General features: G+C 74.9%; 13 protein-coding genes. 10 read left to right on the top strand and 3 right to left on the bottom strand.

Going from position 1 to position 11,221, the window contains the following annotated elements:
* Positions 1-165: 165 nt before the first annotated feature.
* Positions 166-1,131, bottom strand: a complete 966-nt coding sequence (locus ACGRHY_RS03735; RefSeq protein ID WP_394637912.1) for an NAD-dependent epimerase/dehydratase family protein — start codon at positions 1,129-1,131, stop codon at positions 166-168.
* 83 nt (positions 1,132-1,214) lie between these two features.
* Here ACGRHY_RS03735 and ACGRHY_RS03730 point away from each other — a divergent pair, with 83 nt between their 5' ends.
* Complete coding sequence (locus ACGRHY_RS03730; RefSeq protein ID WP_394633952.1) at positions 1,215-1,442, top strand: DUF6480 family protein; 228 nt, start codon at positions 1,215-1,217, stop codon at positions 1,440-1,442.
* Positions 1,443-1,456: 14 nt separating this feature from the next.
* On the top strand, positions 1,457-2,485 hold the full coding sequence (locus tag ACGRHY_RS03725; protein WP_394633951.1) for a polysaccharide pyruvyl transferase family protein: 1,029 nt from the start codon (positions 1,457-1,459) through the stop codon (positions 2,483-2,485).
* A gap of 39 nt (positions 2,486-2,524) precedes the next feature.
* On the opposite strand, the gene ACGRHY_RS03720 is transcribed toward ACGRHY_RS03725, so the two are convergent.
* Together ACGRHY_RS03720 and ACGRHY_RS03715 are read right to left on the bottom strand one after the other, a co-directional pair.
* Complete coding sequence (locus ACGRHY_RS03720; protein ID WP_394633950.1) at positions 2,525-3,676, bottom strand: NAD-dependent epimerase/dehydratase family protein; 1,152 nt, start codon at positions 3,674-3,676, stop codon at positions 2,525-2,527.
* Positions 3,673-4,272, bottom strand: coding sequence for a hemerythrin domain-containing protein (locus ACGRHY_RS03715; RefSeq protein WP_394633949.1), 600 nt, complete (start codon positions 4,270-4,272; stop codon positions 3,673-3,675). Before ACGRHY_RS03715 ends, ACGRHY_RS03720 begins: the two co-directional genes overlap by 4 nt.
* Before the next feature lie 182 nt (positions 4,273-4,454).
* Between ACGRHY_RS03715 and ACGRHY_RS03710 the strand changes: the two genes are divergently transcribed.
* The 8 genes from ACGRHY_RS03710 (at position 4,455) to mnhG (ending at position 11,219) form a co-directional block, all read left to right on the top strand.
* Positions 4,455-4,838: a hypothetical protein gene (locus ACGRHY_RS03710; protein ID WP_394633948.1), complete on the top strand. Its 384-nt coding sequence runs from the start codon at positions 4,455-4,457 to the stop codon at positions 4,836-4,838.
* Positions 4,835-5,035 (top strand): DUF2180 family protein, encoded by a 201-nt coding sequence (locus ACGRHY_RS03705; RefSeq protein WP_394633947.1) that lies wholly within the window; start codon positions 4,835-4,837, stop codon positions 5,033-5,035. The genes ACGRHY_RS03710 and ACGRHY_RS03705 overlap by 4 nt, the downstream gene beginning before the upstream one ends.
* A gap of 135 nt (positions 5,036-5,170) precedes the next feature.
* The gene (locus ACGRHY_RS03700; protein ID WP_394633946.1) at positions 5,171-8,062 is read left to right on the top strand and encodes a Na+/H+ antiporter subunit A; all 2,892 of its coding nucleotides are present in this window, start codon (positions 5,171-5,173) and stop codon (positions 8,060-8,062) included.
* Entirely contained in the window at positions 8,062-8,433 is a 372-nt protein-coding gene (locus ACGRHY_RS03695) for a Na(+)/H(+) antiporter subunit C (protein WP_394633945.1), read from the top strand. Before ACGRHY_RS03700 ends, ACGRHY_RS03695 begins: the two co-directional genes overlap by 1 nt.
* A complete protein-coding gene (locus tag ACGRHY_RS03690) occupies positions 8,430-9,944 on the top strand; it encodes a Na+/H+ antiporter subunit D (protein ID WP_394633944.1) in 1,515 nt (504 codons plus the stop codon). The genes ACGRHY_RS03695 and ACGRHY_RS03690 overlap by 4 nt, the downstream gene beginning before the upstream one ends.
* Positions 9,941-10,561 (top strand): Na+/H+ antiporter subunit E, encoded by a 621-nt coding sequence (locus ACGRHY_RS03685; protein WP_394633943.1) that lies wholly within the window; start codon positions 9,941-9,943, stop codon positions 10,559-10,561. The genes ACGRHY_RS03690 and ACGRHY_RS03685 overlap by 4 nt, the downstream gene beginning before the upstream one ends.
* The gene (locus ACGRHY_RS03680) at positions 10,558-10,824 is read left to right on the top strand and encodes an MrpF/PhaF family protein (protein WP_394633942.1); all 267 of its coding nucleotides are present in this window, start codon (positions 10,558-10,560) and stop codon (positions 10,822-10,824) included. Before ACGRHY_RS03685 ends, ACGRHY_RS03680 begins: the two co-directional genes overlap by 4 nt.
* Positions 10,821-11,219 (top strand): monovalent cation/H(+) antiporter subunit G, encoded by a 399-nt coding sequence (gene mnhG, locus ACGRHY_RS03675; protein ID WP_394633941.1) that lies wholly within the window; start codon positions 10,821-10,823, stop codon positions 11,217-11,219. The genes ACGRHY_RS03680 and mnhG overlap by 4 nt, the downstream gene beginning before the upstream one ends.
* The last annotated feature ends 2 nt before the right edge of the window (positions 11,220-11,221 follow it).

Here is an 11,221-nt window from a genome sequence, read left to right as displayed (position 1 = left end):
CAAACGCCGCAGGTCGACTCTGTACGGGGGAACTGACTCCAACGGGTGACGGAGACGCGCCCGGGAAGAGCGCGGAGAAGGGCCGGGCGCGGTCCGGCCCGGGAGGACGGGACGGCGCCCGGCCGCGGTTCGGGCCCCGGCGCGGGCGGCGGCTCAGACGGCGGCTCAGACGGCGGCCCGGCGGGCGAACCAGTCGATGGTCCGCTCCAGCCCTTCCTGCCAGCCCACGCGCGGTGTCCAGCCCAGCTTCTGCCTGGCCAGGGAGGTGTCCGGGCAGCGCCGGGCGGGATCGTCACCGGGCCGCTCGACGAAGGCGACCGGTGAGGCCGAGCCGGTGAGCTTGACGATCCGGCGGGCGATGTCCAGGACGGTGGTCTCCTCCTCACCGCCGATGTTGACCGGCCCTGGCAGGCCGCTCCCGGCGAGTGCGACGATGCCCGCCACGGTGTCGTCGACGTAGCACAGCGAACGGGTCTGGCTGCCGTCCCCGGCCACCGTCAGCGGTTCGCCCGCCAGGGCCTGCCGTACGAAGGTCGGCACGGCGCGGCCGTCCCCGGCGCGCATCCGGGGGCCGTAGGAGTTGAAGATCCGCACGATCGCGGTGTCCGTGCCGCGCGCCCCCCGGTGGGCGGTGACCAGCGCCTCGGCGTACCGCTTGGCCTCGTCGTAGACACTGCGCGGGCCGACGGGGTTGACATGCCCCCAGTAGTCCTCGCGCTGCGGGTGCTCGCGCGGGTCGCCGTAGACCTCGGAGGTGGAGGCCAGCACCATCCGCGCACCGTCGCGCGCGGCCAGCTCCAGGGCGTTGCGGGTGCCGCTGCTGCCCGTCTCCAGGGTCTCCAGCGGAAGCCGCAGGTAGTCCGCGGGCGAGGCGGGGCAGGCCAGGTGGAAGACCAGGTCGAAAGGCCCGCCGGGCAGGTCCGCCAGGGCGTGCGGCGCGCAGGCGTCGCGCCGCACGAAGGCGAATCCGTCCCGGCCGAGCAGGTGTGCGAGGTTGCCCTCGGACCCCGAGAGCAGGTTGTCCACGGCCGTCACCGCCAGGCCGTCGTCCAGCAGGCGTTCGCACAGGTGCGAGCCCACGAACCCGGCACCGCCGGTCACCACGGCCCGCCGCCGGTCACGTTCACCCATCATCGGCAACCTCTTCCTCTCGTTCCCCGCTTTTGTCCCCCGGAGCCGGTGTAAGGGGACGGCCCGCTGCGTACTCGGAGACCATGAGCGAAACGCACCCGGATCCGGACCCCAGGCGGTCGGCCGGCCTCGAGAGCGGCGGCGGAGTGCCGCCGGGCGAGACGCCGCCCGGCGAGAGCAGCACGTCCGCGGGCGCCCCGGACCAGAACGCCAACACACCCAGCGGATGGGGTCCGGTGCCACTGACCCTGCTGCTGATCCTGGCCGTGGTCGTCGCGGGGTTCTTCATCGCCTACGCAGTGGCGCTGTGACCCCGGGTCCCCGGATGAAGGCACCGAAAACACCCGGAACACCCGGAACACCCGGAACACCCGGAGCGACCGGAACAGCCGGGGCGGCGGGGGCGCCCAGAGTACTGCTCACCGGCTGGTTCTCCTTCCTGCACGGCGAGGTCACGGCCGGTGACGTGCTGGCACTGGAGCGCGTCCGCGAGGTCCTGGACCGCTCCGGCATACCCCACGACACCGCCTGGAGCCCGGGCTTCCGTCCGGACGGGCCGCACCTGGAGGACGCGGACCCGGCGCGGTACACCCATGTGGTCTTCGTCTGCGGCCCGCTGCACGGACCACAGGTCGCACGGCTCCACGAGCGCTACCCGGACTGCGTGCGCGTCGCCGTGGGCGTGTCGGTCATCGACCCCCGTGATCCCGCCGTGCGCGGCTTCCACCATGTGCTGCCGCGCGACGCCGAGGGGGTGCGGCCCACCGCCGATCTGGCCGCCGCCGCGCCCGCGGCGCCCGCCGCCCCGGTGGCCGGCGTGATCCTCACCCGCGGGCAGGGGGAGTACGGCGGGCGCCGCCGCCACGAGGAGGTCGCCGGCCGGGTGACCGGGTGGCTGGCGCGGACCGACTGCGCCCGGGTGGAGCTGGACACCCGTCTGGCGGACGGCGACTGGCGACTGTGCGGCACCTCCGCCCAGCTCCAGTCCGTACTGGCCCGGCTCGACGTCGTGGTCACCGACCGGCTGCACGGCCTGGTGCTCGCCCTGCGGGCCGGGGCCCCGGCCCTGGCCGTCGACCCGGTGGCCGGGGGCGCGAAGGTGACCGCCCAGGCTCGGGTGCACCGGTGGCCCGCCCTGGTCCCGGCCGAGCGGCTGACCCCGGAGGAGCTGGACCGCTGGTGGCGGTGGTGCCTGACCGAGGGCCGGGCCGCCGCCCGGCGTCGGGGGCACGCCTTCGGACGCGCCCCCGACCGGGACCAGGGCGGCGCACTGGCGCGGCTTTTGCGGCCGGAGGCCGGAACCGCGCCGGCGGTGTCCGGCACCGGTGCCGGGCGCGTACGGCGGGGCGGGTGACGGCAGCCCGCGGCGGTGGCCGGGGGCGGGCGGGCCGGGTCAGGCCCGGCCGCCCACCCCGGTGGCGATCTCGTGCCGGCGCCCGCCCGCCACGACGGGCGCCAGCGGAGCGGTGGGCGCCCCCGCCACCTCGCGCATCCCGTGCAGCAGCTCCCGCAGCGCCTCCTGCGCCGACAGCCGGGGCCGCCAGCCCAGCTCCCCGGCCGCCCGTTCGCAGTCCATCACCGGCAGCCGCAGGAACGCGTCCAGCAGCTCCGGCGGCGCGGGCACCAGCCGCAGCCGCCACGCCGCGCCCACCGCGGCCCGCACCGGCCCCAGCGGCACCCGTACGACGCGGGCGCCCAGCACGCCGGCCAGTACGGAGGCGTCCACCACCGGTCCGGCGGCCAGGTTGAAGGCGCCGTGCACCGGCTTCAGGACGGCGCGCCGGTACGCCTCGGCGGCGTCGTCGGTGTGCAGCACCTGGAAGCGCATCCCCGGGAGGGCGGGTACGGCCGGCACCGCGCCGAGTCCGGCCAGCCGCTGCGGCAGGAACGGGCCGGCGAACAGCCGGCGCTGCTCGCTCGCGGCCTCCCGCTTGAAGAGGAAACCCGGCCGCATCCGCACCACGCGCACCCGGGGGTGGTCGCGCTCGAAACCATCCAGCAGCCGCTCCACGTACGCCTTCTCCCGGCAGTACGCGGCGTCCGGCCGGCCGCCGTGGGTCGGCCAGGTCTCGTCCACCGCGCGGCGGGAGGGACCGGGGGAGTAGGCGCCCACCGAGGAGGCGTACACCAGCGCGGGCACCTCGGCCGCCGACATCGCGCGCAGCACCCGGGCGGTGCCCAGCACGTTGGTGCGCCAGGTGACCAGCGGATCGTGGGTGGGCTGGATCAGCCAGGCCAGGTGGACCACGGCGTCGGCGCCCCGGAACAGGTCCGTCAGCCGCTCCTCGGCGGCCAGCCCGGCCGGGTCCTCGCCGTCGCCGCCGGCTCCGATGTCCGCACTCGCCCACCCGGTCTTCGGCGGCGTCCACAGCGGCGTGCGGCGGGCGACGCCGAGCACCGAGCCGATCCGCGGGTCGTCGCCCAGGGCCCGCACCACCGAGGTGCCCACATTGCCGGTCGCGCCCAGGACGACCACGCGCAGACCGTCCTCCGCGCGGCGGTCCGCGCCTGCGCCCGCGCCGGTCCCGGCCGGCGCCCCGGTCACCGCTCCTCCCGGCGCAGCGCGTCCCGGGCCCGGTCCACCACCGCGGCGAACGGGCCCTCCGCGGAGTCCTCGCCGCCCGGGACCGCGGCCGGGTACGGGCGTGCGGGCGCCACCGACTCCGCGGCCAGCACGGCCCGGGCCATAGCCCTGCGCCACTCGGGGTCGCTCCCGGCAGCCAGGGGGAGGAACTCGTACCGCTCCTCGGCGCGCGCGTGGGCCTCCGCCTCCTCGCGCAGCGCCGCGAACTCCCGCAGGAAGGCCGCCCGGCCGGGGCCCGCGCAGTCCACCGACTCCAGCCGCAGCAGCGCCCGCCCGGTCCGCCGCTCCTCCGCCAGGCGCGCCGCGACGATCTCCTCGCCGCCCTCGACGGCGCCGCGCGCGTACGGGTGGACGATCTCCTCCTCGGCGGTCTCGTGCGCGGTCAGCAGCCGTACCAGCCGCCGGAACGCCGCCCGGCACCCGCCGCCGCTGTCGTCGCCGGCGGCGGCGTTCTCCACCGCGTCGAACAGCTCCCGGATCTCGTCGTGCCGACGCGTCAGCAGGGCCACCACGTCCTCCTCCGCGACGGCGCCGGGCGATGTGCCCCGTCCAGCCATCTCGCTCCTCCTCACGGCATGCGCTGTGGCCCGGCGCGGAGTACCCGCACCCTCCGGGGGGAAACGGCCGGGCTCCTCCCCTCCCGCCCCGCCCGCCGGAAGTCCGGAACCGGTACACACCCGGTGTTTCCGTCCCTTCGCCCCGGGTACTGCGCGAAGTGCGGAAGGAGGGATGGTGCGGCGTGCTGGTCGGCCTGCTGCTGCTTTTAACGGTCTGTGTGTCGGTCGCCCTTCTGGCGGCCCGTGTGGCGTACGGCATCGAACGGGCCCGGGCCATCGAGCTGGAGCGCGACTGGCACACCGACGAGGACCCGGTCGAGCGGTTCCGGCGGCAGTGCCAGTCGGCCACCGCGTCGACGGCGTTCCTGTACGGCGCGGCCTGGCCGGTCGTCGTACCGGCGTACCTCTTCTACCGCTGCGCCGCACTGGTGATCACGGGGAGGCCTCCGCCCACCCCCTACGAGCGCGCCGGCCGGGCCGAACGGCTGGACGCGCGAATCCGTGAACTGGAGGAGTCGCTGGGGCTGCGCGGCCACGTACTGGACGAGAACGGACCGAGGCCATGAATTGCTACGAGTGCCTGACACGGGACCGCACCACCACCGCCGTCGCGGTGTGCTCACGCTGCCATTTGGGCCTGTGCCCCGAACACCTGCGGATCGAGTCCGAGCTCGTCAGCGAGCCGCGGGGGATGGGCCAGGTCACCCAGACGCCGGAGGCCCGCCGGGCGCTGTGCGAGGTGTGTGCGCGGGCCGAGGGCTGACACCGCGCCACCCGGCCCCGCACTCCCGGCCCGGGCCCCCGGCGCGACCGCGCCGCGAACGGGTGTACAGCCACGCGGTACACGTCCCTTTATGTACGCTCTGTTCGCCCATGCGCGGTTCATCCGGGAGTGCCCTTGCTGGTTCTGATCGCCGCCCACGCCGCCGTGGCCGCCGTCCTTCCCGCCCTCGCGCCGCGTGCCGGACGTGCCGTGTGGTGGGTGGCCGCCCCGGTGCCGCTGGCCACGCTGGTCTGGGCGGCGGCGCTCGCCCCCTCCGTGCTCGACGGGGAGGCGCCCGTGGAGCACTTCGGCTGGGCGCCCTCGCTGGGCCTGGAGGTCGTCCTGCGGCTGGACGCGCTCTCGCTGCTGATGACGCTGATCGTCAGCGGCGTCGGAGCCGCCGTCCTGATCTACGGCGCCCGCTACACCTCCGAGGGACACGGCCGCGAGTCCGCGCTGCTGCTCGCCTTCGCCGGCGTCATGCTCGGCCTGGTCACCGCCGACAACCTGCTGGTCCTGTACGTCTTCTGGGAACTCACCACCGTGGTGTCGTTCCTGCTCATCGCGGGCCGGGGCAGGACGCGGGAGCACCGCGAGGCGGCCCAGCAGGCCCTGGTCGTCACCACCGGCGGAGGTCTGGCGATGCTGCTCGGCTTCGTGATGCTGGGGGAGACGGCCGGCACCTACCGGATCTCCGAACTGGTCGCCGACCCGCCGGACGGCGGATACGTCCCCGCCGCGCTGGTGCTCGTGCTGGTGGGCGTCTTCACCAAGTCGGCGCAGTTCCCCCTGCACGGCTGGCTGCCCGCCGCGATGGTCGCGCCCACCACCGTGAGCGCCTACCTGCACGCAGCCGCCATGGTCAAGGCCGGCGTGTATCTGACGGCCCGGCTGGCGCCCGGCTTCGCCGACACCGAGCCCTGGCGCCCCCTGGTGCTGACCGTCGGCCTGCTGTCGCTGGTCGTCGGCGCCTGGCGGGCACTGTGGGAGAGCGACCTCAAGCGCGTCCTGGCCTACGGCACCATCAGCGAACTCGGGCTGCTCATCGCACTGTTCGGCTACGGCACCCGCAACTCCGCGCTGGCCGGCGAGGTGATGCTGCTGGCGCACGCCACCTTCAAGGCGTCGCTGTTCCTGATCACCGGCCTGGTCGAGCACCACACCGGCACCCGCGAGATCGGCCGGCTCTCCGGCCTGGGCCGCCGCAGGCCGGTCCTGCTGGCACTGGCCGCCCTCGCAGCCGCCTCCATGGCCGGACTGCCGCCGCTGGCCGGCTACCTGGGCCACGAGGCGTACCTGGACACCTTCTGGAAGGCGGCCCGGTACGGTTCGGGTGCGGGCGAGGAGTGGGTGCTGGCCGCCCTGGTGGCCGGCTCCGCGCTCACCGTGGCCTACGCCGTCCACTATCTGTGGGGGGCCTTCGCGAGCCGGGCCGGCGCGGAGCCGACACCGCAGGAGGATCCCGGCGACCGGGCGCTCGGCATGGCCGTGCCCGCCGCCGCCCTGGTGGCGGCCACCCTGGTCCTGGGCGTGTGGTACCAGGGCACCGAGATCCTGACCGAGTTCTACGCGGCGCAACTGCCGCTGTACCTGGCCCCGTACCACCTCGCGCTCTGGCACGGGCCGAGTGCCGCCCTCGCGCTGTCCGTCGCCGCGCAGATCGCGGGCGTCCTGCTGTACCGCCTGCGCCCCGCCCTGGCCGCGCTCCGCGACCGCGCGCCCCGCGCCCCCGACGCGCAGGAGGGCTATCGGCGCACGGTGCGCGGCCTCGACAGGGCGGCCGTGTGGCTGACCCGCCGCACCCAGGTCGGCTCCCTGCCGGTCTACCTCACCGTGCTGCTGGTGACCGTGCTGCTGGTGCCCGGGGCCGCCCTGCTGCTGAGAGACGTCCCACTGCCCGCCCCGCCGCTGTGGAGCTCGGCAGTCCAGGTGCCGCTGGCGGTCGTCGTACTGATCACGGCACTGGCGCTCGCGGCCGCCCGGCACCGGTTGGCGGCCACCCTGCTGGCCGGCGCGGTCGGTTACGGGGTCGCCGGGCTGTTCCTGGTCCAGGGCGCCCCGGATCTGGCGCTCACCCAGTTCCTCATCGAGACGCTGACCCTGGTGATCATCGTGCTGGTGCTGCGCGGACTGCCCGCCGAACTCGGCGCCCGGACCGGTTCGTACCGCGTACGCCGGCTGCGCCTGGCGGTGGCCACGGCCGCCGGCACGCTCGTCGCGATCCTCGCCCTGGCCGTCTCCACCGTTCGCCGGGAGCCGGCCGTGTCCGGGTTCTACACCGACCACGTGAAGGAGGCCGGGGCCCACAACGTCGTCAACGCCATCATCGTGGACTTCCGTGCCCTGGACACCCTCGGTGAGATCGCCGTGCTGCTGGTGACGGCGATCGGGGTGGGCGCCCTGATCGGGGTGCTGGGGGGCAGGGCCGTGACCATCCGGGCCCGGCCGTCGGCCGCGGACCGCCACGAGCCCACCGCCCGGTGGTCCCTGCCGCACGAGCAGTGGCTGCCCGAGGCACGGGAACTGCCCGCCCACGACCGTTCTCTGCTGCTGGAGGTCCTGACCCGGCTGCTGTTCCCGTCCGTCATGGTGCTCTCGCTCTACCTGCTCTACTCCGGGCACCTGCGCCCCGGCGGCGGTTTCGCCGGAGGGCTGGTGGCCGGACAGGCGTTCACCCTGCGCTACCTGGTGGGCGGTCGCGCCGACAGCGCGTTCGCCGTCCCGCTCGACCCCCGGCTGGTGGCCGGCGGCGGGCTGGCCCTCGCGGCGACCGCCGGACTGGCTCCGCTGGCCTTCGGCGGCGAACCGCTGGGCGGCGCGCTCGTGAGCGTGACGCTGCCGGTACTCGGTCACCTGGAGGCGACCACCACCCTGGTCTTCGACACCGGGGTGTACCTGCTGGTCACCGGCGTCTGCCTGAAACTGCTGTCCGCGGTCGGCCCCGCGCAGGAGATGCCCGAGGAAGCCGCCGCGGAGCCCGGCGGCACACCCGACACCCCAGCCAACGCGACCGGGAGCCACGCCTGATGAGAGCACTCGACCTGACGACGGCCCTGGTGGTGGGCGGCCTGTTCGCCATCGGCTTCCACCTGCTGCTGCAACGCTCCCTGATGCGCCTGCTGTTCGGCTTCCTGGTGCTGGGCCACAGCACCAACCTGCTGGTGCTGCTGGCCGCGGGCCCGCCGGGCGATCCCCCCATCACCGGGGAGGGGAACGCGCCGGAGACGTTCGCCGACCCGCTGCCGCAGGCCATGGCGCTCACCGCCATCGTCATCACCTTCGGCGTCACCGTCCTGCTGCTCGCGCTCGTCTACCGAAGCTGGCGGCTTCAGGGGCACGACGAGGTCCGCGACGACGTCGAGGACCGCAGGGTGGGGGAGGAGGTGCTGGAGTCGTGACCGACTGGCTGCTGATCGCCCCCGTACTGCTGCCCGTGCTGGCCGCGGGCCTGTCCCTGGCCGTGTGGCGCAGCGCCGCCGCCCAGCGGCTGCTGGGCGGCGGCACCCTGGCGGGGGTGCTGGCCGTCTCCGCCGTACTGCTGGTGCTCGCCGACCGGCGCGGTCCGCTGGTGCTCTCCGTGGGAGGCTGGCCGGCACCGGCCGGGATCTCCCTGGTCGCGGACCGGCTGTCGGCGCTGCTGCTGCTGGTGGCGCTGGCGGTGGCGCTGGCCGTGCTGGTCTTCGCCATCGGCCAGGGCACCGCCGAGGGCGACCTGCCCCGCACACCCTTCCACCCGGCGTACCTGCTGCTGGTGGCCGGGGTCGCGCTGGCGTTCCTCACCGGCGATCTGTTCAACCTGTTCGTGGCCTTCGAGCTGATGCTCGCCTCCTCCTACGTACTGATCAACCTGGGTGCCGGGGCGGGCCGCATCCGGGCCGGGATGACGTACACCATCACCAGCCTGCTGTCCTCGCTGCTGTTCCTCACCGCGATCGGGCTGATCTACGCGGCCACCGGCACGGTCAACCTGGCCGACCTCGGTGACCGCGTCCCCGGGCTCCCCGAGGGGATCCGCAGCGTGCTCAGCCTGCTGCTGCTGATCGTCTTCGGCATCAAGGCCGCCGTGGTCCCGCTCCACTTCTGGCTGCCGGACAGCTATCCGACCGCCCCGGCGCCGATCACCGCCGTGCTCGCGGCACTGCTGACCAAGGTCGGCCTGTACGCCATGGTGCGCACCCAGACCCTGCTCTTCCCGCGCTCGGAGACCTGGACCCCGCTGCTGGTCGCGGCGGCGCTGACGCTCCTGGTCGGCATCGTGGGCGCCGTCGCCCAGCACGACGTCAACCGGCTGCTGTCCTTCGTGCTGGTCAGCCACATCGGGTTCATGCTCTTCGGGCTGTCGCTGTACACCGTCGACGGACTCACCGGGACCGTCCTGTACGCCGTCCACCACATCGCGGCCCAGGCCGCGCTGTTCCTGATCGCCGGCCTGGTGGTGAGCTGGAGCGGCAGCGCCGCGCTGTCCCGGCTGGCCCGGGCGGCACCGCCGCCCGGGCTGCTGGCCGGGTTGTTCGCGCTCGCCGCCCTCAGCCTGGCCGGGATTCCGCCGCTGTCCGGCTTCGTGGCCAAACTCACCCTGCTCCAGGCCGGAGTGGCGCAGGGCGGCGCGGCCGTTCTGGCCCTGCTGGCCGCCGCCCTGGTCACCAGTCTCCTCACCCTGTACGTGATGGCCCGGGTGTGGCGGGCCGCGTTCGCCGCCGGCGGGGAACGCCCGCCTCCCGCGCGGGGGCGCATGGACGGGGTGCGGATGATGCTCGGAGCCACGGTCGGCGCCGTGCTGATCGGCGTGGTGGTGGCGGCGGGAGCCGGGCCGCTGGCACGGCTCGGCGAACGGGCCGCGGTGGACCTCCTGGAGCGCAGCACGTACCAGGAGGCCGTACTCGGCGGTCCGGACAGGAGGGGCGGATGAGCCCGGCGGACAACCAGGCGGACGGGACCGCGAACACCCCGGGGGGCCGGGACGGGCCTCCGCGCCGGACCTCCCGGCAGTGGCTCCTGGCCCTGTGGCTGTGGGTGCTGTGGACCGTGCTGTGGGGATCGGTGGGCCCGGTCGTGCTGGTGGGCGGGGCTGTGGTGGCCCTGCTGGTGGCGGTCCTCTTCCCGCTGCCTGCGATCGCCCGGCGGGCGAGGTTCCACCCGCTGTGGCTGCTCCTCCTCCCCGCGCACCTGCTGGCCGGACTGGTCGGTTCGGCCGTCGCCGTGGCACTGGAGGCGGTGCGGCGCGGCCCGCGGGTGCGGGCGGCGGTGCTGGAGGTCCCGCTGCGGTCGGAGAGCGACCTGATGATCGCCGCCACCGCCAACATGGCCTCGCTGACGCCGGGCACCCTCGTACTGGAGATCGACCGCGACCGGCGGCGGCTGTACGTCCACGCGCTGCCCGCCCGCGACGCCCTGGAGGTGGAACGCCGCCGCGAAGAGGTCGTGGTGGCCGAACGGTGGGTGGTGCGGACCATCGGCCCGGCCGGGACGCGGAAGGAACCGGACCGGCGGGAGAGGGGACACGGGCGAGGGGAGGAGCCGGGGTGAGCGTGGTCGCGACCGTGGCCCTGGCACTGCTCTCGGTCACCGGGGTGCTGGTGGTCCACCGCCTGGTGCGCGGCCCGCACGCACTGGACCGGGTCGTGGCGGTGGAGATCCTGGTGACGACGATCGTCGCCGGGGCCGCCGTGGCCGTGGCGGTGTGGGAGTACACCTCGGCCGTACTCGTCCTGCTCGTGCTGGCACTGCTCGGCTTCATCGGGTCGGTGACGGCGGCGCGGCTCGCCGAGGAACGGGAGGACATGCGGTGAAAGCCTTCGTGGACACGGTCCTGGAGGCCGTCACGGCCGTCCTGCTGCTGGGCGGCGCCGCCTTCTGCCTGCTGGGGGCCGTCGGACTGGTGCGCTTTCCGGACACCGTCACCCGGCTCCAGGCGGCGGCCAAGGCACAGAACCTGGGCCTGCTGCTCATCCTGATCGGGGCGGCCCTGCGGGTGCCCCTGCCGTACGCCGGACTGCTGCTGCTCATCGCGGTCTTCCAGCTGCTCACCGTGCCCGTCCTCGGGCAGGTCGTCGGCCGGGTCGCCTACCGCACCGGCGCGGTGGAACGGCACACCCTCACGGTGGACGAACTGGCCGAGCGGCTCGCGCCCCCGGACGCCCCGGACGCCGAGGAGGGCGGGAGCGGACGGGGGCGCGGGACCTGACC

It is taken from the genome of Streptomyces shinuiensis, assembly GCF_043660855.1.
Lineage (GTDB): Bacteria > Actinomycetota > Actinomycetes > Streptomycetales > Streptomycetaceae > Streptomyces.
This window is presented reverse-complemented; position numbering and strand designations above follow the sequence as displayed.

Excerpts from the sequence above, each read along its gene's own strand:
- ACGRHY_RS03735 (WP_394637912.1), bottom strand. The coding sequence starts at position 1,131 with ATGGGTGAACGTGACCGGCGGCGGGCCGTGGTGACCGGCGGTGCCGGG.
- ACGRHY_RS03730 (WP_394633952.1), top strand. The coding sequence starts at position 1,215 with ATGAGCGAAACGCACCCGGATCCGGACCCCAGGCGGTCGGCCGGCCTC.
- ACGRHY_RS03725 (WP_394633951.1), top strand. The coding sequence starts at position 1,457 with ATGAAGGCACCGAAAACACCCGGAACACCCGGAACACCCGGAACACCC.
- ACGRHY_RS03715 (WP_394633949.1), bottom strand. The coding sequence starts at position 4,272 with ATGGCTGGACGGGGCACATCGCCCGGCGCCGTCGCGGAGGAGGACGTG.
- ACGRHY_RS03705 (WP_394633947.1), top strand. The coding sequence starts at position 4,835 with ATGAATTGCTACGAGTGCCTGACACGGGACCGCACCACCACCGCCGTC.
- ACGRHY_RS03695 (WP_394633945.1), top strand. The coding sequence starts at position 8,062 with ATGAGAGCACTCGACCTGACGACGGCCCTGGTGGTGGGCGGCCTGTTC.
- ACGRHY_RS03685 (WP_394633943.1), top strand. The coding sequence starts at position 9,941 with ATGAGCCCGGCGGACAACCAGGCGGACGGGACCGCGAACACCCCGGGG.